The organism is Cedecea sp., assembly GCF_036500665.1.
Taxonomy (GTDB): Bacteria; Pseudomonadota; Gammaproteobacteria; order Enterobacterales; family Enterobacteriaceae; genus Cedecea.
Window position 1 is genome coordinate 65,668 of sequence record NZ_DASYBS010000141.1, and the last position, 24,549, is coordinate 90,216.

The window sequence follows — 24,549 nt, forward strand, 5'->3', positions numbered from 1 at the left end:
TGAGCCGGGTCTTCCGGCTTTCACATGCAGCTGAATAACGACGCCTTAAATAAAACATTTATTTCATTTTAATGCAGAGTGAAAGTTTCATTTTTGCGCAGAGGTTAACATTTTGATAATTTATCGGCTGTATTTTGTTAGCAAAATCACATCACCGAGTGAATTAAAGCCTGCACAGAGAAGGGATTTGAGAGGGAGAGCGCACCCATGCTGAAGGACGAGAAGAAAAGAAGACGAAAATGAAATAAACATTCCGTCAGATGACCTGACGGAATGCTAAAGGGTTAGTACTGGCGAGCGTTTTTAAGCTTAGCGGCGGTTTGTTCCGCGGCATCGGCCACGGCACTCGAGCGCGAAACCTGAGCATCTCCGGTGCGCCACCAGGCTTCGTAGTCGTGGGTCATGGTTTTAGGCAGCACTTTGATATCCAGCAGCGTTGGCCCCGGCTCCTGACGAGATGCCTCCAGCGCGGCAAGCAGTTCCGCCTCGCTATTGACCCGCCAGGCTTTGCAGCCGTAGCTTTCGGCATTTTGGGCAAAATCAACCTTCACCAGCGGGCCATCCAGCCTGCCGCTTTGCGGGTTACGGTGACGGTTTTCGGTGCCAAAGCTGCCCATTCCGTGGCCCATTTGCAGGTTATTGATGCAGCCGAAACCGGCGTTATCAAACAGCAAAATGGTGATTTTTATCCCTTCCTGAACGGCGGTTTGCAGCTCGGAATGCAGCATCAGGTAAGACCCGTCCCCCACCATCGCATACACCGGCTGCCCTGGCTTCGCGAGCTTTGCCCCTACCGCCGCGGCTATCTCGTAGCCCATGCACGAATAGCCGTATTCGAGGTGATAGCTGTCCGGCGTTTTTACCTGCCACAGGCGCTGTAAATCCCCTGGCAGCGATCCCGCCGCGCCCACCACAATGGCGTCTTCTTCTATATGCTGATTCACCAGGCCCAGCACGCGGGTTTGGGTTAATGAGGTACCTAGCTCGCGGCTGTATTCCCGCAACGTTTCATCCAGATGCCCCGCCACTTCCGGGGCTTCACCCGGCTGCCATTGCCGCGTCGTCAGCCGCTGGCACTCGTCGCGCCAGGCCGCTTTAGCGTGAGCGGCTTCGTCCTGCCAGGCAGCGTGGTAGTCAGCCTGATGCAGGCCGGCAGTCAGTTGCTCAAGCCCAATCCGGGCATCGGCTACCAGCGGCGTAGCGTCCAGCTTCAGGGCGTCGAATTCGGCCACGTTCAGCAGCAGGAAGTCGGCCTCAGGTGAAAACAGCGATTTGGAACCGGTGGTAAAGTCGGTCAGCCGGGTGCCCACGCCAATAATCAGATCGGCCTGCGGCGCAAGCCGGTTAGCCGCCAGGCCGCCGGTGACGCCGAGGCCGCCGAGATTAAGTGAGTGCTCGCTTACAATTGCGCCTTTCCCGGCCTGCGTTTCGGCAAACGGCAGCCCGAAACGCTCAACAAAATCCTGAAATGCCTGATGTGCGCCTGAATAACGAACCCCGCCGCCGCAGATAACCAGCGGGCGACGCTTACCGGCAATCAACTTTAGCGCAGCCTGCAGCCGGTTTTCATCCGGCGGGCGCCTTTCAATATGATGTACTCGCTTCTCGAAGAAGCTTTGCGGGTAATCCCAGGCTTCCCCCTGCACGTCCTGCGGCAGGCAAATCGTTACCGCACCGGTATCCACGGGGTTAGTAAGTACTCGCATGGCACTAATCATGGCGCTCATCAGCTGCTCCGGGCGGTTAATTCTGTCCCAGTAGCGGGACACCGGCCGGAAGCAGTCGTTGGTGCTGATGCTGAGGTCATGAAACTGCTCGATTTGCTGGAGCACCGGGTCCGGCTGGCGGCTGGCGTAGATGTCGCCGGGCAAGAGCAGCAGCGGAATGCGGTTGGCGGTGGCCGTTGCGGCGGCGGTCACCATATTGGCCGCCCCAGGCCCCACGGATCATAAATCCGCTGCCGACGGTGCTGTTTGGCAAAGCCAGTGGCGATATGCGCCATACCCTGCTCGTTACAGCCCTGATGCACTTTCAGGTGGCCGGGATCTTGCTCCAGCGCCTGCCCAAGACCGAGCACGTTGCCGTGCCCGAAAATGGTCATTACGCCTTCTATAAACGGCTGCTCATGCCCGTCGATTTCAACGTACTGCTGGTTTAAAAACCTGACCAGCGCCTGCGCCATGGTCATGCGTTGTGTGGTCATCTTTCCTCCCCTTAGCCCAGCGTCGGCATCGAGAACGCAGAGCCTTGCTGATGGCTGGTGTCCGGCCAGCGGGCGGTGACGGTTTTCATGCGCGTATAGAAACGCACGCCGTCGCTGCCGTGGACGTTAAGCGGCCCAAAGATGGAACGCTTCCAGCCGCCGAAGCTGTGGAACGCCATCGGCACCGGGATCGGGACGTTTACGCCGACCATGCCCGCCTGCACTTCCTCGGTAAAACGCCTTGCGGTACCACCATCACGGGTAAAAATCGCCGTGCCGTTGCCGTATTCATGTTTGTTAATCAGCGCCAGCGCGCTGGCGTAATCCGGCACGCGCACCACGCACAGCACCGGGCCGAAGATTTCTTCTTTATAAATAGTCATCTCCGGGGTGACATGGTCGAACAGCGTTGGGCCAACAAAATAACCGCCTTCGTTGCCCGCCAGCTTAAGGCCACGGCCATCCACGCGCAGCGTCGCGCCCTGCTGCTCTCCGCTATCAATATAGCCCAGCACTTTGGCCCGGTGCGGGGCGGAAATCAGCGGCCCCATATCATTTTCTGGTTCATGCCCAAGGCCTGGCCCAACGCGCAGCGTAGCGAGCTGTTTTTCCAGCCCGGCACACAGCGCGTCGGCGGTTTCATCGCCCACGGCAACCACAACCGACAGCGCCATGCAGCGTTCCCCGGCGGCACCAAAGGCCGCCCCCATAATGGCGTTGGTCGCCATGTCCAGGTCAGCATCCGGCATCAAAATACAGTGGTTTTTCGCCCCGCCCAGCGCCTGGCAGCGCTTACCGTGGGCAGAGGCGGTCTGGTAGATATACTCGGCAATCGGCGTCGAGCCCACAAAGCTGACGGCCTGAACTCTTGAGTCGGTCAGCAGAACGTCCACGGCTTCTTTATCGCCCTGTACCACGTTAAATACGCCGTCAGGCAGCCCGGCCTCTTTCAGCAACTGAGCAAGCCGCAGCGACAGCGACGGATCTTTTTCCGACGGTTTGAGAACAAAGGTATTGCCGGTCGCCAGCGCGATAGGGAACATCCACATCGGCACCATGGCCGGGAAGTTAAACGGCGTGATGCCCGCGCAGACGCCAAGCGGCTGCATCAGCGAGTGGCTATCCACGCCCGTCCCCACGTTAGCGGAATGTTCGCCCTTTTGCAGATGCGGTATCCCGCAGGCGAACTCCACCACTTCGAGGCCGCGAGTCAACTCGCCCACCGCGTCAGAATAGACTTTGCCGTGCTCTTCGCTGATAAGCTTCGCCAGGCCATCCATGTGTTCCTCAAGCAGGCTTTTAAAGCGGAACATCACGCGGGCGCGCTTGAGCGGAGACTGGCGGGCCCAGCCCGGAAACGCCTGCTGCGCGGCAGCAATGGCCTGCTCCGTCTGCCTGGCCGTGCTCATCGCGACCTGACGGATCTGCGCGCCGGTCGCCGGGTTGAAGATCGCCTGTACCCGCTGGCCTTCGCCCGCGACGCATTCACCGTGGATAAAATTCGCTACCGTCTCCATCTCTGGCCTCTTGCTGTTAGGGTTGTCTCCCGAACACTGTATATGAAATAAACATTCCATTTTAAGTCGAAATAAAATAAATGTTGATTATTGTGATCAACACTTCGTTTTTATGTTAACCCGCAGAATGAGGTGCAAAGACTGAGACGTCAGTGACGTTTCAGCCCCTGCCAGTTTTGGTGCATCTGTTTCATTTTTGCCGGTACTACGCTTAAATACGTTTCAGCGAATACTTTTGAGGATGGCAAATTGACCACGGCGACAACCCTGAGCGAACTCCAGCAGCAGATCCGCGACCGCTACGACAGCCTGAGCAAAAGGCTGCAGCAGGTTTCCCGCTACGTGCTGGATAACACCAACAGCGTGGCATTTGATACCGTGGCCGCCATTGCCGAGCGGGCAGAAGTGCCGCCCTCGACGCTGATCCGCTTTGCCAATGCCTTTGATTTCAGCGGCTTCAACGAAATGAAACAGCTGTTCCGCATGAATCTGGTGGAAGAGACGGCCAGCTACACTGACCGGGCGAGGCTGTTCCGCGAGCTGGGCAGCGAAGCCGTGCCGGAAACGCCGCTGGATATTTTGCAGGAATTTGCCCGCTCAAATGCTCAGGCGCTGCAGCAGCTGGCCGCCCGTACCGAACCAGAGCAGCTGCAGCGTGCGGTTGAACTGCTGGCCGAAGCAGACACGATCTACGTTGTCGGCCTGCGCCGCTCCTTTAGCGTGGCGGCCTATCTGACCTATGCCCTGAGTCACCTTGATTGCCGCGCCGTGCTGCTGGACGGGCTTGGCGGCATGCTGCGTGAGCAGGTCAACCGCGTAAAAGCCAAAGATATCGTGGTGTCGATAAGCTTCTCCCCTTATGCCGAAGAGACGTTGATGGTAAGTGAAGTAGCGGCCAAAGCGGGTGCCCGCCAGATAGTGATAACCGACAGCCAGATAAGTCCGTTTGCCACTTTTAGCGATCTCTGCTTTGTCGTCAAAGAGGCGCAGGTTGATGCATTCCGCTCTCAGTCAGCAACCCTTTGCCTGGTGCAGTCGCTGATGGTGGCGCTTGCCTATTATCAGGGAACGCCGCACAGCTCTCTTTCTCCGGAGGCCTGATTTTCGGATTGCTGAATACCTCCGTAGGGTTAAGATGGAAACAGCGTTTCAAAAAATAACTCTTACCCTAAGGAGACACTATGCCGTACGAGGCCAGCCCGTCACGTTATCAATCCATGCAGTATCGCTACTGCGGCCAGAGCGGCCTGCAGCTGCCCGCCCTTTCTCTTGGCCTGTGGCACAGTTTTGGCGGCGTAAGCCCGCTGGAGTCACAGCGCGATCTGCTGCGCACCGCGTTCGATCTTGGCATTACGCATTTTGATCTCGCCAACAACTACGGGCCGCCTCCCGGCTCGGCGGAAGAAAACTTTGGCCGCCTGCTGAAGCAGGATTTTAGCGGCTATCGCGACGAGCTGATTATTGCCACCAAAGCGGGCTACGACATGTGGCCAGGGCCTTACGGCTCCGGCGGCTCGCGCAAATATTTGCTGGCGAGTCTGGATCAGAGCCTGAAGCGCATGGGGCTGGAGTACGTCGACATCTTCTATTCCCATCGCGTGGATGAGAGAACGCCGATGGAAGAAACGGCCGGCGCGCTGGCTCACGCGGTGCAAAGTGGTAAAGCACTCTATGTCGGAATTTCCTCCTACTCCTCCGAACGTACGCAAAAAATGGCCGACCTGCTGCGAGAATGGAAAATTCCGCTGCTTATCCACCAACTCTCTTATAACCTGTTAAATCGCTGGGTCGATAAAAGCGGTCTGCTGGACACGCTGGCGCAAAACGGCAGCGGTTGTATCGCCTTTACCCCGCTGGCGCAGGGCCTATTAACCGGCAAATACCTGAACGGCATCCCGGAGGGCTCGAGGATGCAGGTGGAAGGCAACAAAGTTCGCGGACTGAATGAAAAAATGCTGACCGAAGCAAACCTGACCAGCCTGCACCTGCTTAACGAGATGGCACAGCAGCGAGGCCAGACGATGGCGCAAATGGCGCTAAGCTGGCTGCTGAAAGACCCGCGAGTCACCTCAGTGCTTATCGGCGCAAGCCGCGCAGAGCAGCTCAAAGAGAACGTTAAGGCGCTCGATAACCTGAGCTTTACGGCGGATGAGCTTGAGAAAATTGACCGCCACGTTGCGGATGGTGAGCTTAATTTGTGGCAGGCGTCGTCGGATAAATAAAAACAAAAGCCCCTGTTTAACAGGGGCTTAGTATTTAGTACTTTGCGCTACGAGAGAGCTTGTCGAGATAGCCCATCACGAACGCCGACAGCACAAACGTCAGGTGGATAATCACGTACCACATCAGCTTGTTGTCCGGCACGTTTTTGGCGTCCATAAAAATACGCAGCAGATGGATGGAAGAGATAGCCACGATCGACGCCGCCACCTTATTCTTCAGCGAGCCGGAGTCCATTTTCCCCAACCAGTTAAGCTTCTCTTTGCCTTCGTAAATATCCAGCGTCGAGACAAAGTTCTCGTAGCCTGAGAACATCACCATCACCAGCAGGCCACCGACCAGCGCCATATCCACCAGCGAGAGCAGGGTCAGAATTAAGTCCGCTTCCGCAATTGAGAAGATATTCGGGAGAACATGAATGATCTCCTGGAAAAACTTCACCGTGAGCGCAAGCAAAGCAAGTGATAACCCGAAGTAAACCGGGGCCAGAAGCCAGCGCGAGGCGTACATCATATTCTCAATAAAACGTTCCATAATGTCCTGTCTGGAAATCCCAAAAAGAGCGTCAGTATAGCGAATTCAGGCGTTTTATGGAGGGGGAATCAACCCGCCAGCGTTAAGCGCCTGGCCGTTTCGTAACGGCTGGCCCAGTAGCGGTTATCCAGCGATGTGATAGTCACACCAATGCTTGTTGAGGCATGAAGAAACTGATTATTACCGACATAAACGCCAACGTGACGCAGTCCCGGAGAAGTTTTAAAAAACACCAGATCTCCGGCCTTCAGCTGCTGTCGGCTGATAGACTTACCGTGTCGGATCTGTTCGCCGGTGGTTCGGGGAAGGTGCGTATTGAACGAGTGACTAAACAGGTGCTGCACCAATGCAGAACAATCAATTCCGCGGCGCGAGCTGCCCCCCAGTCGATAACGTGTTCCTTTCCACCGCTGGTATTCAACCGCTAACGCAGACTTCACCGCATGAGGATTATTTTCCCCATTCAGGGACTTAGCGAGGGATTGGGTGCCCATAGACGCAAATTCCTTTGGCAAATTAAGGGCAAAGGAATTTGTGCTAGCAATTGATAATAAAAAACAAAATACAACTAAAGATAAAAACTGAACGAATTTCATAACCACATCTTTTAACGGTACGAGAAGTATTCCTTAACAGCTAAGGGAAGCATCAGAGCGGAGAGAATAATACCATGTGGTGTTTTTTTACTCAGCGCGAAAAGCCGCCATCACTGGCGGCATAAAGCAGGATTACCATCGTTGCGCTTCAAAAAATAAAGTAATCTATTGAATAATAATGATTATATGGATTCAAGGTTGATTTCCGGACGCTGATACTGCGGCCACACCAGCGCCACAAGCTCCGGATACGCTTCGCGGCTAAACTCATTAAAGCACTGGCGCAGGTTAAGGACTTCAATATCCGATAGTGGAACCTGTTCACCTTCGGCGCAGCGTTTTTTAATATTATCGTAATATTTATACACTGCAGAATTTAAATCGCTACAGCGGCGCTGAGCACTGAATAAAACGGGCTGTGAGGTCAGTTCATCAATACGCATTTTCTTAATCGTGGCATGCGTAAAGTCAATATACTCACTATTAATACGCCAGTAATAGCCTGGGGTAATTTTCGACATTAGCATACCGAAATAATCCTCCCGCTCTTCACTGGTGGTGGTTGGTTCTATTTCCCCTGATGTATGATTCTTTTTATTATTCGATAAGCTAAATTCTTTGCGCATAACTAACACGGCGCATAACAAAATCAAAATTGTGACAATAGAATAAAATATGCTGTGCATAAAAAACTCCTGTTTTTTTTATTTTAGAATTGAGGCATCATATCGCGAATCTCTGAACCTGAATATTGCACAGATATCAAAGGATCGCATTCGATGCTGCCTGAACACTTCTTACCACGGCGCTATCCTGTTGCCGCACCATCAACGCTCCCTACAGAGGCGGAAAATAGTAACACGCCCGAAGTCGTTCAGGATAAGATTTTAACGCTCGAAAAAAGCATCCTTAGCGGCAGCCATTACGCCGGGCAGGCCAAAAACCGGCTGCTTGAAGAAACCGATCGCCATATTAAAGAACGCCTGCTGTGTGCGGTAAGGATAGAGGCGCTGCACGCCCTGATTGGCGAACTGGTTGAAAAAGAACTTATTAATGCAGCCGATTTACAGATGCTTATCGAAGATAAAACCGCATGGGTGAGTAGCCAGCAAGAAGAAATTTGGGTTAATCAAATGACCCAGGAAAAACCCTGGCCATTATGCTATTCGATTGAGGATTAATGCCATGGCAGAACCTATAAAGAAACAGCCAGAATTAATCAGCACTGACGAGAATAAAGACCACGAATTTACGTTAAGTAAAAATATGGCCATTCTGGTTCGACTTAAAAATGAGAATATTACCCGTAATACGCAAAAAGTAACGGATATTACGTCGGCGCTGATCGACCTGAAATGGATGCACCGCCATGAGATTTACCCCTGGCGAGCCAAGGAAGAGGTGTACGGCGCGGTACTGGAAGAGATCCTGAACAGCCATCCAAAGCTTAAGGAGCAAATCCTCAGGCGGCTGGAGAGCCACTATCAGCGCCTGAAAGAGCATGAAGCCGAGACGCTGTCGATAACCCGTGGCCTGGCTGAGAAGACGTGGAAGAGTTCCACTCTATGAGTGGGGTTTGCCTCTTTCCCTGGCCATCTCCCCAGTGGGGTGAGGGAATTTAAAGAGTAATAAAATTTAACGGTTGCTCTCTTTGGCTGTCTGTTAGTCACAAATACGCTCTATGAAGGATCAACTAAGGTTCCGTTCACTTCCAGAGCTGCTTCATATGCAGTCACCGCAACGGTGAACGACTCGGGGAAGTCACCGTCACTTCCCCGAGACCCCGGACTCCCGGCCAAATAAATCGACCGCTAAAGCGGCAAACCTCCGTTTTATCTCCCAGTCCTGGGTCGGCTGAGATGCGTTCCCGACGCTCTCAGCCTCCGGGCGTTCCCGACGCCCGGACCCTGGCCAGTCGGAGAGAAAACGGAGGCGATTTAAGCCGGAACCGTGCCTCGCTTTTAGCCCACAGCCACGCTGAAAATCATTGTTGCTGCAAGACCCGCAGCCACGCCCTTGTTCCCGGCTCTCATCGCCCCAGGTTATGACCCAACTCAGGCGGGGTTGAGCTGCCGGGAGCAGCGAAAGAGAGCGATCGTCGGGAACGAATCGCGAACGACCCCGAATGTTTGGGTGATGGCCGGTGGGTTTACCGCTTCAGCGGCGATGAGCTTGCCGGACACGTTCACCGTGCTCTGAACGTACAGGGAAAACCGATCTACGGGTGAACGGAATAACTACGGAGAGAATAAAGTTGAGTCGTTTTAACCCTCTCCCAAGAGGAAGAGGGCCGGAATGAGAGTCAGCCCCTCTTACTTCGCTTTAGTGACTTCCTGGCCGACCAGGCCAATCTTCAGATACCCTGCCTGGTGCAGCGTATCCATCACGTCCATCAGCGTTTCATAGTCCACCGTTTTGTCCGCGCGGAAGAAGATGGTGGTGTCCTTTTTCCCTTCGGTCGCAGCAATCAGCGCGTTGACCATCGACTCTTTGGTTACCGGATCGTTGCCGATAAACATCGAATGGTCCGCTTTCACCGACAGGTAAACCGGTTTCTCCGGGCGTGGCTGCGGTTCACTGCTGGAGGCCGGAAGGTTAACCTTCACGTCCACCGTTGCCAGTGGTGCTGCCACCATGAAGATGATCAGCAGAACCAACATTACGTCGATAAACGGCGTAACGTTAATTTCGTGCATTTCACCTGTGTCATCGAGGTTGTCGTTTAAACGCATTGCCATGGGGCATTAACCTACACGCAGTTGCTGAGTATTACGCACCGGACGCGGCTGGGATGTGCCATCCAGGTCAAGGTCACGGCTTTGCAGCAGCAGCACCTGAGCCGCAACGTCGCTAAGGCTTGCTTTGTAGCTGCCAATCATACGCGCGAAGATGTTATAGATAACAACCGCAGGGATCGCCGCCACCAGGCCAATGGCCGTCGCCAGCAGTGCTTCTGCGATGCCGGGAGCTACGACCGCCAGGTTGGTAGTCTGAGACTGGGCAATGCCGATAAAGCTGTTCATGATGCCCCAAACGGTACCGAACAGACCGACAAACGGCGAGATAGCACCGATGGTTGCAAGGAAGCCATTCCCACGGCCCATATGCCGCCCAACGGCAGCCACGCGGCGCTCAAGGCGGAAGCCGGTACGATCTTTAATACCTTCTTTATCTTCGACGCCAGCGGAGAGCTCCAGTTCATTCTGGGCTTCATTAATCAGCAGCGTGCTAAGGCTTTTGCTGTCGAATGCTTCAGCCACGCTACTCGCTTCATTAAGAGAGCGGACGTTCGCCAGCTGCTGCTGTTCGCGCTTGAGGCGACGTTTTTGGGTAATCAGCTCCACGCTCTTACTGAAAAAGATTGCCCAGGTGACGACAGAAGCCAGAATCAGGCCAATCATCACTATCTTAACTACGATGTCAGCATGTTGATACATGCCCCAAACGGACAGATCCGTCTGCATCAAATTACTCGTCACGTCTTACGCTCCAGCGAGAAATAAATGTCAAAACTGAGACTAATATATCAAAAAACTATCGAATTGATAGTCGTTCTCATTAGTATTTGCAGAGTGCCTGAAATTGTTGAAGCATTCCTTGCGCTTACGCAGGAAAAGCATCGCACTGGCGAAATGATGGCTTTTTTAGCCAACCTGAAAAAACGCCATGATGCCCTTTGCACATTTTGTGTTAATTTACGTCCAGACATCCAGATGGTTAGACGGGGAAGCGATAATGGCGGAAAAGCACATCGAAACGGCGCTGGTGAACGCCGGACGCAGCAAGAAGTTTACTCAGGGTTCGGTTAACAGCGTCATTCAGCGCGCCTCATCCCTGGTGTTTGAAAGCGTCGAGGTCAAAAAACAGGCCACCGCCCATCGCACCAAAGGCGAACTGTTCTACGGCCGCCGCGGCACGCTGACCCATTTCTCGTTACAGGAAGCGATGTGCGAACTTGAAGGCGGCGCCGGCTGCGCCCTCTTCCCGTGCGGTGCCGCCGCGGTTGCCAATACTATTCTGGCCTTTGTTGAGCAGGGCGATCACATTCTGGTCACCGAAACCGCCTACGAACCCACCCAGGACTTCTGCACTAAAATTCTCTCAAAGTTCGGCGTCAGCACCGGCTGGTTCGCGCCGGATATCGGCGCCGCGATAGTCGATCTGATTCAGCCGAATACTAAAGTCGTTTTCCTGGAGTCCCCCGGCTCCATTACCATGGAAGTCCACGACATTCCGGCAATCGTCGCGGCGGTCAGGCGCGTTGCCCCTGACGCTATCATCATGATCGACAATACCTGGGCGGCTGGCGTGCTGTTTAAGGCGCTGGAGTTTGGCATCGATATCTCTATTCAGGCGGGTACCAAATACCTGATTGGCCATTCGGACGCTATGGTCGGTACCGCCGTTTCCAATGCCCGATGTTGGGATCGGCTGCGCGAGAATGCCTATCTGATGGGGCAAATGGTGGATGCAGACACCGCCTATATGACCAGTCGCGGTATCCGCACCTTGGGCGTTCGCCTGCGCCAACACCATGAAAGCAGTCTAAAAGTTGCCGAATGGCTGGCGCAGCATCCTCAGGTAGAAAGAGTGAATCACCCGGCGCTTCCCGGCAGTAAAGGGTATGAATACTGGAAACGTGACTTTACGGGCAGTAGTGGGTTGTTCTCGTTTGTGCTGAAAAAACGGCTCAACGATGAGGAGTATGAACAGTACCTCAATCATTTTGAGTATTTCAGCATGGCCTATTCCTGGGGCGGCTATGAATCGCTTATTCTCGCTAATCAGCCTGATGAGCTGGCAGAGATCCGCCCCGCAGGCGGGATAGACTTCAGCGGAACCCTGGTTCGCCTGCATATCGGCCTGGAAAACGTGGACGATCTGATTGCTGATTTGGAAGCAGGTTTCCAGCGCATTCTCTAAATTTTCCGTTTAACGGTATGGGTGGAGCGTTTTTTTGCCATCATCGGCATTTTGTTGAGCCAGGGATCAAGGTGTCGCGGGCATTTTAGCGGTACAATGTGTAGAAATTAAGGTGAGCCTAAGTTGCGGGTGCAATACTCAGGGCGAACTCAATAAGCGGTTCCACAGGAATACCTATGGCTGTTATACAAAATATTGTCGAGGCGCTCTGGCATCACGATTTTGCCGCGCTTGCCGATCCCCATGTTATTGGCGTTGTCTATTGCGTCATGTTCGCGACGCTGTTTCTGGAAAATGGACTGCTTCCCGCGTCGTTTTTACCGGGTGACAGCCTGTTGCTGCTCGCGGGCGCGCTTATTGCTAAAGGCGTGATGGGATTTGTGCCAACGCTTGTGATTTTAACCATCGCGGCAAGCCTTGGCTGCTGGCTAAGTTATTTACAAGGGCGCTGGCTCGGCAACACCCGCACCGTGAAAGGGTGGCTCGAGCAGCTGCCAACACAATATCACGACCGCGCTACGCAGATGTTTGACCGACATGGCCTGCTGGCACTTCTTGCCGGCCGCTTCCTGGCTTTTGTTCGTACGCTTTTGCCAACCATGGCGGGAATTTCCGGCCTCAGCAACCGCCGCTTTCAGTTCTTTAACTGGCTTAGCGGGCTGCTGTGGGTGGGCGTTGTTATCAGCCTCGGTTATGCGCTCAGCATGATCCCATTCGTTAAGCGCCATGAAGATCAGGTCATGACTTTCCTGATGATTTTGCCCATTGCGCTGCTGATTTTTGGTCTCGTCGGTACGCTGTTTGTGGTGCTGAAAAAAAAAGTTAGCGCCGCGTAATCAACGTCGACTTAGCAAGAGCGGATAAGACTGGCTTATTCGCTCTTAGTATCCCCCCCCTACATCACCCGCATCCGCGCCATATCTTCCCCCGGCGTCACGCCAAAATAGCGCTTAAACTCCCGGCTAAACTGAGAAGCGCTTTCGTAGCCCACACGAATGGCCGCCGCACTTGCCTTCATACCGTCATGCAGCATTAACATTCTTGCCTTATGCAGGCGATAGCTTTTCAGGTACTGCAGTGGCGAGGTGCTGGTCACCGATTTAAAGTTATGGTGGAACGCCGAGACGCTCATGTTGGCCTCCGCCGCCAGCTGATCTACCGACAGATTTTCGGTGTACTGATTTTCAATACGGCGCAGCACCCGGCTAATAAGACTAAAATGAGTCTGGCGACTGACGAGCGCCAACAGTGCGCCACCGCTTGGCCCCGTCAGCACGTGATAAAGGATTTCGCGGATAATCTGTTTGCCCAGCACCCGGGCATCAAGCGGCCTTTCTAAAACGTCCAGCAGCCGCTCGGTTGCACAGAGAATTTCTTCCGACAGCTCGGCGGAGTTGATTCCATCGGTGCAGGACTGGGGCCGGAACAGGTCATCCTCGCCAATATCCATCAGCAGATCCTGCAGTTGCTGAATATCCACTTTAATGCGCATCCCCGCCAGCGGCACGTCGGCAGTCGCAAAGGTTTCGCACTCAAAGGGCAAAGGTACCGTCAGGAGCAGGTATTCGTTGGCGTCATAGCGGAATACGCGGTCGTTGAGATAACCCGTTTTATGGCCAGAAAAGAGAAAAACAATGCCCGGCTCGTACATTACCGGGGTACGTGCCATCGGTTTGGTGCCGTACATCAGCCGTACGCCATCAAAAAATACATCACTTTTTTCTTTTAAAATCAGCTGATTGATTTTATCCGTCAGCTGCTGGCAGATAGCCTGGCGGTTCATGCTTACGTCTCCACGGCGCTTTTTATCCGGCTTACAGTGTGCGATGAATCCTGCGGTTTCTCCAGCCGTTTGGAGAAACAGGCAAGATAAAGGCAGGAATATGCATTGAGAGAGACAGGGTGGCGGACCACAATAAGCGCCATCAGATTTAGCAATGTGACTCATCTAACGAACGGGAACTCCATCATGAATAACTTCAATCTTCATACCCCAACCCGCATCCTGTTTGGTAAAGGCTCTCTGGCAGAACTGCGTGACCAGATCCCAGCGGACGCTCGCGTACTGGTGACCTACGGTGGCGGCAGCGTGATTAAAACCGGCGTGCTGGGCCAGGTTAAAGACGCGCTGAAAGGCCTCGACGTGCTGGAGTTTGGCGGCATCGAACCTAATCCGTCTTACGAAACGCTGATGAAGGCCGTGGAAATCGCGCGTAAAGAAAACGTCACTTTCCTGCTGGCAGTCGGCGGCGGCTCCGTGCTCGACGGGACTAAATTTATCGCGGCTGCGGCTCACTACCCGCAGGATATCGACCCATGGAATATTCTGCTGACCCGCGGTAGCGACGTGAAAAGCGCGATCCCAATGGGCTCCGTGCTGACGCTGCCGGCAACCGGCTCCGAGTCCAACAAAGGTGCTGTAGTTTCCCGCCGCTCTACCGGCGACAAACAGGCGTTTATGTCTGACTTCGTACAGCCTGTGTTTGCGGTTCTGGATCCGGTTTACACCTACACTCTGCCGCCTAAACAGGTTGCTAACGGCGTGGTGGACGCTTTCGTTCATACCATCGAGCAGTACCTGACCTACCCGGTCAACGCCAAGGTGCAGGATCGTTTTGCTGAAGGCATTCTGCTGACGCTTATCGAAGACGGCCCGAAAGCGCTGAAAGATCCGGAAAACTACGATGTGCGTGCCAACGTGATGTGGGCAGCGACCATGGCGCTGAATGGCCTGATTGGTGCCGGCGTGCCGCAGGACTGGGCGACCCATATGCTGGGCCACGAACTGACCGCGATGCACGGCCTGGATCACGCTCAAACGCTGGCGGTAGTACTGCCTTCGCTGATGAACGAGAAGCGCGCTGAGAAGCACGCCAAACTGCTGCAATACGCAGAGCGCGTGTGGAATATCACTTCCGGTAGCGAAGAAGAGCGTATTGATGCCGCGATTGAAGCAACCCGCAATTTCTTCGAGAAAATGGGCACCGCTACTCGCCTGTCCGCCTACGGCCTGGACGGCAGCTCTATCCCTGCTCTGCTGGTGAAACTGGAAGAAAAAGGCATGACTCAGCTGGGTGAACATCAGGACATCACGCTGGACGTTAGCCGTCGCATTTACGAGGCGGCTCGCTAAGAGAATCCAGGTTAGCGCTTTGATTGCCTGAGTTTCGACTAGACTTAATAAAAAACTTACACCGGGCTTGCCCGGTGTTTTTCGCACTATTAAGGAGGTACGTATGACTCATCCAACCTTAATCAAGCTCCAGGATGGCAACGTGATGCCGCAGCTTGGACTCGGCGTCTGGCAAGCCAGTAACGACGAAGTCAGGACCGCCATTGAGAAAGCGCTGGAGGTGGGGTACCGCTCCATTGATACCGCCGCCGCTTACAAAAATGAGGACGGCGTGGGTGCCGCGCTGAAGAGCGCAGGCGTTGCGCGTGACGACCTGTTTATTACCACCAAACTGTGGAACAGCGACCAACAGCGGCCTCGTCAGGCGCTGGAAGACAGCCTCGAGAAGCTGCAGCTCGACTACGTCGATCTCTACCTGCTGCACTGGCCGGTTCCGAGCAAAGATCACTATCTTGAAGCCTGGAAAGGGCTGATTGAGCTGCAAAAAGAGGGGCTGGTGAAAAGCATTGGGGTATGTAACTTCAATATTAATCACCTGCAGCGGCTGATCGACGAAACCGGCGTCAGCCCGGTTATTAATCAGATAGAGCTGCACCCATTACTACAGCAGCGCCAGCTGCATGCCTGGAACGCAACGCACAAGATCCAGACCGAGTCCTGGAGCCCGCTGGCTCAGGGGGGGGAAGGCGTATTTGATCAGAAAATTATCCGTGACCTGGCGGATAAATACGGTAAAACCCCGGCGCAGGTGGTCATTCGCTGGCATCTGGACAGCGGCCTCGTGGTGATCCCTAAATCGGTCACACCTGCACGCATTGCGGAAAACTTCGACGTGTTCGACTTCCGGCTGGACAAAGAAGAGCTGGCTGAAATAGCGAAGCTCGATAGCAGTAAACGCCTGGGACCGGACCCGGATACTTTCGACGTGCTATCCATCTAGTTGATTTAACTTTAAATAAGCCACCTTTCACGCTAGCCGTGACGGGTGGCTTTTTCACATTTTAACCTTCCCTCCTCGCCTTTTCATCCGTTCCCCGGCAAGTAGCGCATCAGCATGATCGCTGAGTAAATTTTCACGGCGTTCATTATTTGTTCTTTTAGCCGTAATCAAAAAGTCACACAACACCACGATAAATAGGGCCAGCTTCGCTCACTCATTTGGAATGGTTATGAACAGATCCCTTGCCGTTGTTACCAACTCTGACCTGGAGTCTCTGCCGCAGTTTGCACCCGCTCCGGGACGTAAAGTACTGAGCGTTAAGAGCCTGAGTAAGGCCTACAACGCGCACCAGACCGTGCTGCACGACATTAACTTCGACCTGCATGCCGGTGAGCTGGTTGGCGTGATTGGCCGCTCTGGCGCGGGTAAATCTACGCTGCTGCATATTCTTAACGGCACGCATACTGCCACGTCGGGCGAGATCCTCAGCTTTCCGGAAGTCGGGATGCCGCACGATGTGTCTAAACTCAGCGGTCGCGCCCTGAACCAGTGGCGCACCGAATGCGGCATGATCTTCCAGGACTTCTGCCTGGTGCCAAGACTGGACGTGCTGACTAACGTGCTGCTGGGCCGCCTGAGCCAGACCTCCACGCTTAAATCCCTGTTTAAAGTTTTCCCTGAAGCAGATCGCGCCCGTGCGATTTCGCTTCTGGAGTGGATGAACATGCTGCCCCACGCCCTGCAGCGCGCCGAGAACCTTTCCGGCGGCCAGATGCAGCGCGTAGCCATTTGCCGCGCACTGATGCAAAACCCAAGCATTTTGCTGGCCGATGAACCGGTAGCTTCCCTCGACCCGAAAAATACCCAGCGCATCATGAAAGTGCTGCTTGAAGTGTGTGAGCAAGGCATCAGCGTGATGGTGAACCTGCATTCCATCGAGCTGGTGAAAGAGTACTGCACCCGCGTTATCGGGGTTGCAAAAGGACATATCGTGTTTGACGGTCATCCGTCGATGTTAACGGACGACGTGCTGCATCTCTTGTACGGCGATGAAATCAATCAAGTGCATTAATTCTCTCTCCAATTGATACAACACAGGCAATGATAATGAAAAAGCAACTGACTGGCGCATTACGTTTATCTGCAGTGATTACTGGCCTTGTGATTGCAGGCCACGCTATGGCTGCTGACCAGCCGCGCGAACTGAACCTCGGGATCCTCGGCGGGCAGAATGCGACCCAGCAAATTGGTGATAACCAGTGTGTGAAGCAGTTCATGGATAAAGAACTGAATGTCGACACTAAACTGCGTAACTCTTCTGACTACTCTGGCGTTATTCAGGGCCTGATCGGCGGTAAAGTCGACCTGGTGCTGAGCATGTCCCCTTCTTCCTACGCTTCGGTGTACATGAACGACCCGAAAGCGGTGGATATCGTTGGCATCGCGGTTGACGATAAAGACCAGTCCCGCGGCTACCATTCTGTGGTGATCGTGAAAGCCGACAGCCCGTACAAAACCATCGAAGATCTGAAAGGTAAATCCTTCGGCTTCGCGGATCCGGACTCCACCTCTGGCTACCTGATCCCTAACCACGAGTTCAAACAGAAACTCGGCGGCACTGCGGACAACAAGTACAACAACTTCTTCTCCAGCGTCACCTTCTCCGGCGGCCACGAACAGGACATCCTGGGCGTGCTGAACGGCCAGTTTGCCGGCGCGGTGACCTGGGCTTCAATGGTTGGCGACTATAACGACGGCTACACCGCCGGGGCGTTTAACCGCCTGATCCGTATGGATCACCCTGACCTGATGAAGCAGATCCGCATCATCTGGACTTCACCACTGATCCCGAACGGTCCAATTCTGGTCAGCAACAAGCTGCCGGCTGACTTCAAGGCCAAAGTGGTAGATGCAGTGAAAAAACTGGATAAAGAAGATCACGGTTGCTTCGTGAAGGCGATGGGCGGCACCCAGCACATCGGCCCGGCGTCAGTGGCTGACTTCCAGCAGATCATCGACATGAAGCGTGAGCTGGTTAGCGCTCGCTAATTGCCGAACGTCGCATAAAAATCGCACCCCGGCGGCCTGCCTGGGTGCTTTTTTATCAGGACGGGGCGACCCGTCACCGGAAACAAACCGGATATTAAGTGATGATGTTGAATACGGAATTTGAGCGTTACTATCACCAGGTCAGAATGCGCCAGAAGCGCGACACCCTGATTTGGTCCCTGCTGTTGGTAGGTTTGTATCTTACCGCCGGTCATGTCGCTGAGTTCAGCCTGACCACCATCTGGCAATCACTGCCAAACTTCCTCGACTACATGTTCGAAACCCTGCCGACGCTGCACCTTCCGGTTCTGCTGGCCGACGTCCATACCAAAGGCTCGCTGGCCTACTGGGGATATCGCCTGCCTATTCAGCTGCCGCTGATTTGGGAAACGCTGCAGCTGGCGCTGGCTTCGACGCTGATTTCGACCTGCATTGCCGCCGTGTTGGCTTTTCTTGCCGCCGGTAATACCTGGACGCCGCCTGCCGTACGCTTTGGCGTGCGCGCGTCGGTTGCGTTTCTGAGAACCATGCCGGAGCTGGCGTGGGCGGTGATGTTCGTGATGGCCTTTGGTATCGGCGCTATTCCGGGGTTTCTGGCGCTGGCCCTGCACACCATTGGCAGCCTGACCAAGCTGTTTTATGAAGCCATCGAGAGCGCCTCCGACAAACCGGTGCGCGGGCTTGTCGCCTGCGGAGCAACGCCGATTCAGCGCATACGCTTTGCCCTGTGGCCACAGGTGAAGCCGATCTTCCTGTCCTACAGCTTTATGCGCTTTGAAATTAACTTCCGCTCCTCCACCATTCTCGGCCTCGTGGGCGCGGGCGGGATCGGGCAGGAGCTGATGACCAACATTAAACTCGATCGCTACGATCAGGTCAGCATCACGCTGCTGCTAATTATCGTGGTGGTTTCCGTCCTCGATGTCCTGTCCGGCAGGCTGCGCCGCTGGGTTCTGGAGGGGAAAAAATGAGTATTTCTCAGGCAACACCGGATATCGCTAAAAGTCGCGAGCAGCACCGCGAACTTTACCGCATGCAGGGGCGCTATCTGCGCCACATCGGCCTGCTGGCCGCCGCCATTCTCGGCTATTACGTCTGGTTCTTCTTCACCTTCGGCATCGACTCCGGGCAAATCCTCAGCGGTATGGTTCAACTGGGGCGCTACTTCCTGCGCATGTTCGTCTGGCATGACTTTGTTAACTGGCCGTTTGCCTATTACTTCTCGCAAATCGCCATTACGCTCGCCATTGTTTTTGCCGGGACGCTGACCGCCACGGCGCTGGCGCTGCTGCTGTCGTTCTTTGCCGCCCGCAATATCATGCAGGGCCCGGTAGCTCGCATAGTCGCGCTGCTGGTGCGCCGCCTGTTTGACCTGCTGCGCGGTGTCGATATGGCAATTTGGGGGCTGATTTTCGTACGCGCGGTTGGGCTTGGCCCGCTGGCAGGCGTGCTGGCGATTGTTATGCAGGATACCGGGCTGCTGGGCAGGCTGTATGCCGAGGGGCACGAAGCGGTAGAGCGCTCTCCGAGTCGGGGATTAACCGCCGTGGGCGCGGCGGGCATTCAGAAACACCGCTTCGGGATCTTCACCCAGTCGTTCCCGGCGTTTCTCTCCCTGAGCCTGTATCAAATTGAATCTAACACCCGCTCGGCGGCAGTGCTGGGCTTTGTTGGAGCAGGCGGTGTAGGCCTGGTGTACGCCGAAAACATGCGGCTATGGAACTGGGACGTGGTGATGTTTATTACCCTCATTCTGGTTTGCGTGGTGATGGCGATGGACGCTATTTCTGCGTGGCTGCGCCGCCGCTATATCACCGGAAAACCGGTACCGCTGTACTCCCCACAATGACGTCTAAAACGGGGCCCGGCTTAACCGCGCCCCAATATCTCATAAAGACCAGTTCAGCGTTTGCCAGCCATAGCGAGCCCCCTGCGCGGCCAGCTTCCGGCAAGGATTGACCATCAGCACATGGTCGGCCTCAAGGCACAGCGGTAAATCGTTGATGGAATCAGTATAGAAAGTTAGCTCCCCACTGAACGCCGGGTTCGCCTGTTGCCACTCCTTCAGACGGGTAATTTTACCGGTCTGGTAGCTCGGCACGCCGCTTATCACGCTGGTGTAGGCATTGTTGCCGGTCACCAGGTCGATGCCTATCGCATGTTTGATACCCAGCCGTGGCGCAATCGCCTTCACCAGCAGGCTGACGGACGCGGAGATAATCATCATCTGCTGGCCCTGAGCGTGTAATTGCTCAATCAGGCGCGACGCCTCCGGGTAAACCAGCGGCAGAATATCGGTTTCTACACAGCGCGCTACCAGCGTGTCTACATCAGCGATAGTCATGCCGGCCAGCGGCGCAAGCGTCACGCCAACGTATTCATGAATGTTCATTTCGCCACGCTGATAGTCGAGCATCAGCTTGTGCTCTTTAGCCAGATAATCGGCGTCTTTTATCAGCCCTTCGCGGGAAAGGAAGCGGCTCCAGAGCGTGCTGCAGTCGGCGTCTATCAGGGTGTGGTCGAGATCAAAAACGTAAAGCGGGTTAGACATGTTCATTTCTCATTTCAGCAAAGAAGCCGCCGGGCAGCTTAGCGCAAGGCCCGGCGAACAAGGATTCCCTTCCCTCTTTGTCGCAGAAAAAAATGACAGCGGCATGATCGAACCTGCCGTTACTTCCCGAGCGGCTTCCTCTTTCCTGCTGCTGCCGGACGCCGCTGGTGCACAAGCGGCGTATGTTTCGTCAGCGCCGGGCGGGCGTGACGGGCACTTCTGCGGGCCTCACGCATCTCCTCAAGGGTCGGGGAAGGCACCAGGCATTCACGTCTGCCGCCGATCAGGTGCTTTTTACCCATCGCCTCCAGCGCCTCGCGAATCAGCGGCCAGTTAGCCGGGTCGTGGTAGCGCAACAGGGCTTTATGGAGACGGCGCTGGCGGTCACCGCGAGGCACGACGATGTCCTCGCTTTTGTAGTTCACCTTGCTCAACGGATTTTTGCCCGTGTAATACATGGTAGTGGAGTTAGCCAGCGGCGACGGATAGAAGTTCTGAACCTGATCGAGGCGGAAACGATGCTGCTTCAGCCACAGTGCGAGATTCACCATATCCTCATCGCGCGTCCCAGGATGAGCGGAGATAAAGTATGGGATCAGATACTGCTCTTTGCCAGCCTGCTTCGAATAGGTATCAAACAGCTCTTTAAAGCGATGATAACTGCCCATCCCCGGCTTCATCATCTTCGACAGCGGCCCCTCTTCGGTATGTTCAGGGGCAATTTTCAGATAGCCACCAACGTGATGAGTGGCCAACTCCTTGATGTAACGCGGATCGGCAACCGCCAGATCGTAGCGCACGCCGGAGGCGATGAGGATCTTCTTCACGCCCTTAAGATCGCGGGCTCGGCGATAGAGATCGATGGTCGGCTGATGGTTGGTGTCCATATGCTGGCAAATTTCCGGGTAAACGCACGACAGGCGGCGACAGGTTTGCTCGGCGCGCGGCGACTTACAGCGCAGCATATACATATTGGCCGTTGGGCCACCAAGATCTGATACCACGCCGGTAAAGCCCGGCACGCTGTCGCGCATGGCTTCGATTTCGCTGATGATGGAATCTTCGGAGCGGCTTTGAATAATGCGGCCTTCATGCTCGGTGATGGAGCAAAAAGAGCAGCCGCCGAAGCAGCCACGCATAATGTTCACCGAAAATCGGATCATCTCGTAGGCCGGAATACGCGCCTTGCCGTAGGAAGGATGGGGAACGCGCTGGTAAGGCAGCGCAAACACGCTGTCCATTTCTTCGGTTGAAAGCGGGATCGCCGGTGGGTTGATCCAGATATAGCGATCGCCGTGCTTCTGCATCAGCGCTCTGGCACAGCCGGGATTGGTTTCATGATGCAGGATCCGCGAAGCGTGAGCGTACATCACCTTATCCGCCTTCACCTTTTCAAAGGACGGCAGCAGGACATAGGTCTTCTCCCACGGTTTTGGCCGCGGTGGCTGCACGGTAACGGCTTTGGCTTCATCCGCCTTTTGGTCTTTTGGTTTATTGCCGTCGGCACAGGGGAGATCGTCGCCGTAAGGATGTGGGATCGGATCGATTTTTCCTGGCGTATCAAGACGGGTGGAATCTACACCTGCCCAGCCGGGCATCGCCTCTTTGCGCATGATGGCGGTATTGCGCACATCGGCAATCTCATCGATCCCCTCACCGTTCGCCAGACGATGCGCCACTTCCACCAGCGGGCGCTCTCCGTTACCAAAGATAAGCATATCCGCTTTAGCATCCACCAGAATCGAACGGCGCACGGTATCGGACCAGTAATCGTAATGCGCGGTGCGGCGCAGGCTGGCCTCAATGCCGCCGAGGATCACCGGCACATCACGCCACGCCTCTTTGCAACGCTGGGTATACACCAGAGAAGCACGATCCGGACGCTTACCAGCCACATTATCCGGCGTATAGGCATCATCGTGGCGCAGCTTACGATCCGCCGTATAGCGGTTAATCATCGAATCCATGTTCCCGGCGGTCACGCCAAAGAACAGGTTCGGCTTACCGAGACGCATAAAGTCCTGCTTCGAAGTCCAGTCCGGCTGGGCAATGATGCCAACCCGGAAGCCCTGCGCCTCCAGCATGCGGCCACAAATTGCCATCCCGAAGCTCGGATGATCAACGTAGGCATCACCGGTAACCAGAATGATGTCGCAGCTGTCCCAGCCGAGTTCATCCATCTCCTCGCGGGACATGGGTAAAAAGGGCGCCGGACCAAAACAGGCGGCCCAGTATTGTGGCCACGAAAACAGTTCTCGATCCGGCTGGATCAGACTTTTGACGCTCATAGGTTTTCCGAAAAGATGATGTAGAAATGAACAAGAGGGCGGCGATTATACGCCTATTAGCAGTATTTTTTGAAGGGTTATTCTGGGTTTTATGCCCCTCTCCCCAAAGGGGCGAGGGGGAAAAGACTCGGTGTAGGGTGAGGGTAAAAACTACGGCGCGGGCTGAACCAGCAGCTGACCGATAGAACCGCGGTCGGCAAGCTCCAGCGTCTGGCTGGAGTAAAGGAACGGGAAATGCTCCCAGGACGGCTGCCCGAAATATACCAGCAGCTCGACCTGCCCGTCGATCCACACGGTATCCTTCCAGCCACGATCTTCCCCAAATGGTGAAGCCCCGTTGACGTTGCGCACCAGGAAACTGACGCCTTCAATGTGGAAAGACTGCGGCGTGTCCGCACGCACCGTCCAGCGCTCCCAGGTTCCCTGCTGGGTCTGAATATCAATACGCTTCATATCCCACAGCTGGCCGTTAATACCGGGATCGTCACCGAGGGTGATTTCACGACTGCGCGTCGGGTTACCGCCAATAATCTCTTCCGGCAGAAGGCGCATTGGCAGCGTATCGGTGACCAATGGCAGCAGCCCTGTCGGGCGCAGCGTTAATACCAGCGTGGAGATTAAAATACTCGATGGCTCGAAGAAGCCGCGGATCCGATCCATAATCCCTGCGGCTTCACCACAGGTGATCGACACCTCTTTGCCTTCGGTCATGTCGATAAGAATTTCCCGCCGCTCTCCGGGAGCCAGCGACAGCTGCTTGACCGAGACAGGCGCAGGCAAGAACCCCTGATCGCTGGAAATCACGGCTATCGATCGCCCATCGCTCATTTGCAGCTGATAGCGGCGCGAGTTTGATGCGTTCAGCAGCCGCAGGCGCACCCAACCACGAGAAACCTCAACGTACGGACTTTGCACCCCATTCACCAGCAGCGTATCGCCAACAAAACCACCGCTGCCTGGCTCCTGGTACTCCGGGGCACCAAAGTTATCGAGCCGCTTGTCCTGGATAATAATCGGGAAATCGTCCACGCCATAATGATTAGGAATCGGCAGCGACTTGCTCACCTCATCCTCAATCAGCCACATACCTGCAAGACCGTTGTAAACCTGCCTGGCGGTACGGTTCGGCGTATTGGCGTGATACCAAAGCGTTGCGGCTCGTTGGCGAATGGGCAGCACGGGTGCCCAGTCCACGTTAGGCGACATCATGCGGGCTGCCCCACCGATCAGCGGCCCCGGTACCTGCAGGCCGGCAATGGTCATTGCAACGTTTTCTTGCAGGCGGTTGCTGTAAATCATCTTCACATCATCACCGCTCCAGACGCGAACGGTTGGCCCCATGTAACGCCCGTTAAGTCCCCAAACGGGTGCCTTCGCGCCGCCGGAAAATGACCAGTGTGCGCGCTGTAACGTCAGAAATAACGGCTGACCGCGGCGAGATTCAAGAAGAGGGGGAACCGGTAAAGGTTGCTGCTGTCCTGCCGCGTTTGCCCTCAGCGGCACCGAGCCAGCACAAAGCGCAGCTCCGGATGCCTGAATAAACTGACGCCGACTGAGTGACATAATTGCTCCATGTAAAACTGAATAACGAAAGG

24 protein-coding genes and 1 pseudogene are annotated in these 24,549 nt (G+C 55.0%); 14 read left to right on the forward strand and 11 right to left on the reverse strand.

Annotated elements, in window-relative coordinates:
- Window positions 1–284 precede the first annotated feature (284 nt).
- Both iolD and VGM55_RS22835 read right to left on the reverse strand, forming a co-directional pair.
- Window positions 285–2,203: pseudogene (gene iolD / locus VGM55_RS22830) on the reverse strand (3D-(3,5/4)-trihydroxycyclohexane-1,2-dione acylhydrolase (decyclizing)).
- A gap of 11 nt (window positions 2,204–2,214) precedes the next feature.
- A complete protein-coding gene (locus tag VGM55_RS22835) occupies window positions 2,215–3,720 on the reverse strand; it encodes a CoA-acylating methylmalonate-semialdehyde dehydrogenase (RefSeq protein ID WP_331636816.1) in 1,506 nt (501 codons plus the stop codon).
- A 249-nt stretch (window positions 3,721–3,969) separates the two neighbouring features.
- On the opposite strand from VGM55_RS22835, the gene VGM55_RS22840 reads away from it, so the two are divergent.
- Window positions 3,970–4,821 (forward strand): MurR/RpiR family transcriptional regulator, encoded by an 852-nt coding sequence (locus tag VGM55_RS22840; protein WP_154189398.1) that lies wholly within the window; start codon window positions 3,970–3,972, stop codon window positions 4,819–4,821.
- Window positions 4,822–4,901: 80 nt separating this feature from the next.
- Window positions 4,902–5,942, forward strand: a complete 1,041-nt coding sequence (gene mgrA / locus VGM55_RS22845) for an L-glyceraldehyde 3-phosphate reductase (protein ID WP_331636817.1) — start codon at window positions 4,902–4,904, stop codon at window positions 5,940–5,942.
- Window positions 5,943–5,976: 34 nt separating this feature from the next.
- On the opposite strand, the gene VGM55_RS22850 is transcribed toward mgrA, so the two are convergent.
- The 3 genes from VGM55_RS22850 to VGM55_RS22860 all read right to left on the reverse strand — a co-directional run bounded on the left by VGM55_RS22850 (window position 5,977) and on the right by VGM55_RS22860 (window position 7,756).
- Window positions 5,977–6,474, reverse strand: coding sequence for a TIGR00645 family protein (locus VGM55_RS22850; protein ID WP_154189396.1), 498 nt, complete (start codon window positions 6,472–6,474; stop codon window positions 5,977–5,979).
- Between the two features lie 68 nt (window positions 6,475–6,542).
- Window positions 6,543–6,968, reverse strand: a complete 426-nt coding sequence (locus VGM55_RS22855; RefSeq protein ID WP_331636818.1) for an NlpC/P60 family protein — start codon at window positions 6,966–6,968, stop codon at window positions 6,543–6,545.
- Window positions 6,969–7,252: 284 nt separating this feature from the next.
- A complete protein-coding gene (locus VGM55_RS22860; protein WP_154189394.1) occupies window positions 7,253–7,756 on the reverse strand; it encodes an ESA_00282 family adhesion-associated protein in 504 nt (167 codons plus the stop codon).
- A 93-nt stretch (window positions 7,757–7,849) separates the two neighbouring features.
- On the opposite strand from VGM55_RS22860, the gene VGM55_RS22865 reads away from it, so the two are divergent.
- The 3 genes from VGM55_RS22865 (at window position 7,850) to VGM55_RS22875 (ending at window position 9,269) form a co-directional block, all read left to right on the forward strand.
- Window positions 7,850–8,251 carry a hypothetical protein gene (locus VGM55_RS22865; RefSeq protein WP_154189393.1) on the forward strand — a complete coding sequence of 134 codons (402 nt, stop codon included), beginning with the start codon at window positions 7,850–7,852 and terminating at the stop codon, window positions 8,249–8,251.
- 4 nt (window positions 8,252–8,255) lie between these two features.
- Entirely contained in the window at window positions 8,256–8,639 is a 384-nt protein-coding gene (locus tag VGM55_RS22870) for a cytoplasmic protein (RefSeq protein WP_331636819.1), read from the forward strand.
- Window positions 8,640–9,086: 447 nt separating this feature from the next.
- Window positions 9,087–9,269: a hypothetical protein gene (locus VGM55_RS22875; protein ID WP_331636820.1), complete on the forward strand. Its 183-nt coding sequence runs from the start codon at window positions 9,087–9,089 to the stop codon at window positions 9,267–9,269.
- 113 nt (window positions 9,270–9,382) lie between these two features.
- On the opposite strand, the gene exbD is transcribed toward VGM55_RS22875, so the two are convergent.
- Both exbD and exbB read right to left on the reverse strand, forming a co-directional pair.
- Window positions 9,383–9,808 carry a TonB system transport protein ExbD gene (exbD, locus tag VGM55_RS22880; RefSeq protein ID WP_154189391.1) on the reverse strand — a complete coding sequence of 142 codons (426 nt, stop codon included), beginning with the start codon at window positions 9,806–9,808 and terminating at the stop codon, window positions 9,383–9,385.
- Window positions 9,809–9,814: 6 nt separating this feature from the next.
- The gene (gene exbB, locus VGM55_RS22885) at window positions 9,815–10,549 is read right to left on the reverse strand and encodes a tol-pal system-associated acyl-CoA thioesterase (protein WP_331636821.1); all 735 of its coding nucleotides are present in this window, start codon (window positions 10,547–10,549) and stop codon (window positions 9,815–9,817) included.
- 24 nt (window positions 10,550–10,573) lie between these two features.
- Between exbB and VGM55_RS22890 the strand changes: the two genes are divergently transcribed.
- The 3 genes from VGM55_RS22890 (at window position 10,574) to yghB (ending at window position 12,829) form a co-directional block, all read left to right on the forward strand.
- A complete protein-coding gene (locus VGM55_RS22890) occupies window positions 10,574–10,879 on the forward strand; it encodes a hypothetical protein (protein WP_331636822.1) in 306 nt (101 codons plus the stop codon).
- Window positions 10,806–11,993 carry a cystathionine beta-lyase gene (gene metC, locus VGM55_RS22895; protein WP_331636823.1) on the forward strand — a complete coding sequence of 396 codons (1,188 nt, stop codon included), beginning with the start codon at window positions 10,806–10,808 and terminating at the stop codon, window positions 11,991–11,993. The genes VGM55_RS22890 and metC overlap by 74 nt, the downstream gene beginning before the upstream one ends.
- Before the next feature lie 176 nt (window positions 11,994–12,169).
- On the forward strand, window positions 12,170–12,829 hold the full coding sequence (gene yghB / locus VGM55_RS22900; RefSeq protein ID WP_154189389.1) for a DedA family general envelope maintenance protein YghB: 660 nt from the start codon (window positions 12,170–12,172) through the stop codon (window positions 12,827–12,829).
- A 59-nt stretch (window positions 12,830–12,888) separates the two neighbouring features.
- Here yghB and VGM55_RS22905 read toward each other — a convergent pair whose 3' ends face one another.
- Window positions 12,889–13,776 (reverse strand): AraC family transcriptional regulator, encoded by an 888-nt coding sequence (locus VGM55_RS22905; RefSeq protein WP_154189388.1) that lies wholly within the window; start codon window positions 13,774–13,776, stop codon window positions 12,889–12,891.
- Window positions 13,777–13,962: 186 nt separating this feature from the next.
- Between VGM55_RS22905 and yqhD the strand changes: the two genes are divergently transcribed.
- The 6 genes from yqhD to phnE (VGM55_RS22935) all read left to right on the forward strand — a co-directional run bounded on the left by yqhD (window position 13,963) and on the right by phnE (VGM55_RS22935) (window position 19,964).
- On the forward strand, window positions 13,963–15,126 hold the full coding sequence (gene yqhD, locus VGM55_RS22910; RefSeq protein WP_331636824.1) for an alcohol dehydrogenase: 1,164 nt from the start codon (window positions 13,963–13,965) through the stop codon (window positions 15,124–15,126).
- Window positions 15,127–15,229: 103 nt separating this feature from the next.
- Window positions 15,230–16,066, forward strand: coding sequence for a 2,5-didehydrogluconate reductase DkgA (gene dkgA / locus VGM55_RS22915; protein WP_154189386.1), 837 nt, complete (start codon window positions 15,230–15,232; stop codon window positions 16,064–16,066).
- A gap of 229 nt (window positions 16,067–16,295) precedes the next feature.
- A complete protein-coding gene (phnC, locus tag VGM55_RS22920) occupies window positions 16,296–17,138 on the forward strand; it encodes a phosphonate ABC transporter ATP-binding protein (protein ID WP_331636825.1) in 843 nt (280 codons plus the stop codon).
- Window positions 17,139–17,173: 35 nt separating this feature from the next.
- Entirely contained in the window at window positions 17,174–18,115 is a 942-nt protein-coding gene (gene phnD / locus VGM55_RS22925; RefSeq protein WP_008460942.1) for a phosphonate ABC transporter substrate-binding protein, read from the forward strand.
- A gap of 101 nt (window positions 18,116–18,216) precedes the next feature.
- The gene (phnE, locus tag VGM55_RS22930; RefSeq protein WP_154189384.1) at window positions 18,217–19,086 is read left to right on the forward strand and encodes a phosphonate ABC transporter, permease protein PhnE; all 870 of its coding nucleotides are present in this window, start codon (window positions 18,217–18,219) and stop codon (window positions 19,084–19,086) included.
- Window positions 19,083–19,964 carry a phosphonate ABC transporter, permease protein PhnE gene (phnE, locus tag VGM55_RS22935; RefSeq protein ID WP_331636827.1) on the forward strand — a complete coding sequence of 294 codons (882 nt, stop codon included), beginning with the start codon at window positions 19,083–19,085 and terminating at the stop codon, window positions 19,962–19,964. The genes phnE (VGM55_RS22930) and phnE (VGM55_RS22935) overlap by 4 nt, the downstream gene beginning before the upstream one ends.
- A 39-nt stretch (window positions 19,965–20,003) precedes the next feature.
- Here phnE (VGM55_RS22935) and VGM55_RS22940 read toward each other — a convergent pair whose 3' ends face one another.
- The 3 genes from VGM55_RS22940 to ftsP all read right to left on the reverse strand — a co-directional run bounded on the left by VGM55_RS22940 (window position 20,004) and on the right by ftsP (window position 24,517).
- Window positions 20,004–20,666 carry an HAD family hydrolase gene (locus VGM55_RS22940; protein WP_154189382.1) on the reverse strand — a complete coding sequence of 221 codons (663 nt, stop codon included), beginning with the start codon at window positions 20,664–20,666 and terminating at the stop codon, window positions 20,004–20,006.
- Between the two features lie 119 nt (window positions 20,667–20,785).
- A complete protein-coding gene (locus VGM55_RS22945; RefSeq protein ID WP_331636828.1) occupies window positions 20,786–22,954 on the reverse strand; it encodes a YgiQ family radical SAM protein in 2,169 nt (722 codons plus the stop codon).
- A 150-nt stretch (window positions 22,955–23,104) separates the two neighbouring features.
- Window positions 23,105–24,517 (reverse strand): cell division protein FtsP, encoded by a 1,413-nt coding sequence (gene ftsP, locus VGM55_RS22950; protein WP_154189380.1) that lies wholly within the window; start codon window positions 24,515–24,517, stop codon window positions 23,105–23,107.
- Window positions 24,518–24,549 lie beyond the last annotated feature (32 nt).

Excerpts from the sequence above, each read along its gene's own strand:
- VGM55_RS22850 (WP_154189396.1), bottom strand. The coding sequence starts at position 6,474 with ATGGAACGTTTTATTGAGAATATGATGTACGCCTCGCGCTGGCTTCTG.
- VGM55_RS22860 (WP_154189394.1), bottom strand. The coding sequence starts at position 7,756 with ATGCACAGCATATTTTATTCTATTGTCACAATTTTGATTTTGTTATGC.
- mgrA (WP_331636817.1), top strand. The coding sequence starts at position 4,902 with ATGCCGTACGAGGCCAGCCCGTCACGTTATCAATCCATGCAGTATCGC.
- ftsP (WP_154189380.1), bottom strand. The coding sequence starts at position 24,517 with ATGTCACTCAGTCGGCGTCAGTTTATTCAGGCATCCGGAGCTGCGCTT.
- VGM55_RS22855 (WP_331636818.1), bottom strand. The coding sequence starts at position 6,968 with ATGGGCACCCAATCCCTCGCTAAGTCCCTGAATGGGGAAAATAATCCT.
- exbD (WP_154189391.1), bottom strand. The coding sequence starts at position 9,808 with ATGGCAATGCGTTTAAACGACAACCTCGATGACACAGGTGAAATGCAC.
- yghB (WP_154189389.1), top strand. The coding sequence starts at position 12,170 with ATGGCTGTTATACAAAATATTGTCGAGGCGCTCTGGCATCACGATTTT.
- VGM55_RS22940 (WP_154189382.1), bottom strand. The coding sequence starts at position 20,666 with ATGTCTAACCCGCTTTACGTTTTTGATCTCGACCACACCCTGATAGAC.
- metC (WP_331636823.1), top strand. The coding sequence starts at position 10,806 with ATGGCGGAAAAGCACATCGAAACGGCGCTGGTGAACGCCGGACGCAGC.
- phnE (WP_154189384.1), top strand. The coding sequence starts at position 18,217 with ATGATGTTGAATACGGAATTTGAGCGTTACTATCACCAGGTCAGAATG.
- phnC (WP_331636825.1), top strand. The coding sequence starts at position 16,296 with ATGAACAGATCCCTTGCCGTTGTTACCAACTCTGACCTGGAGTCTCTG.
- VGM55_RS22945 (WP_331636828.1), bottom strand. The coding sequence starts at position 22,954 with ATGAGCGTCAAAAGTCTGATCCAGCCGGATCGAGAACTGTTTTCGTGG.
- VGM55_RS22835 (WP_331636816.1), bottom strand. The coding sequence starts at position 3,720 with ATGGAGACGGTAGCGAATTTTATCCACGGTGAATGCGTCGCGGGCGAA.
- VGM55_RS22865 (WP_154189393.1), top strand. The coding sequence starts at position 7,850 with ATGCTGCCTGAACACTTCTTACCACGGCGCTATCCTGTTGCCGCACCA.
- VGM55_RS22890 (WP_331636822.1), top strand. The coding sequence starts at position 10,574 with ATGTCAAAACTGAGACTAATATATCAAAAAACTATCGAATTGATAGTC.
- phnD (WP_008460942.1), top strand. The coding sequence starts at position 17,174 with ATGAAAAAGCAACTGACTGGCGCATTACGTTTATCTGCAGTGATTACT.
- yqhD (WP_331636824.1), top strand. The coding sequence starts at position 13,963 with ATGAATAACTTCAATCTTCATACCCCAACCCGCATCCTGTTTGGTAAA.
- VGM55_RS22905 (WP_154189388.1), bottom strand. The coding sequence starts at position 13,776 with ATGAACCGCCAGGCTATCTGCCAGCAGCTGACGGATAAAATCAATCAG.
- dkgA (WP_154189386.1), top strand. The coding sequence starts at position 15,230 with ATGACTCATCCAACCTTAATCAAGCTCCAGGATGGCAACGTGATGCCG.
- phnE (WP_331636827.1), top strand. The coding sequence starts at position 19,083 with ATGAGTATTTCTCAGGCAACACCGGATATCGCTAAAAGTCGCGAGCAG.
- VGM55_RS22870 (WP_331636819.1), top strand. The coding sequence starts at position 8,256 with ATGGCAGAACCTATAAAGAAACAGCCAGAATTAATCAGCACTGACGAG.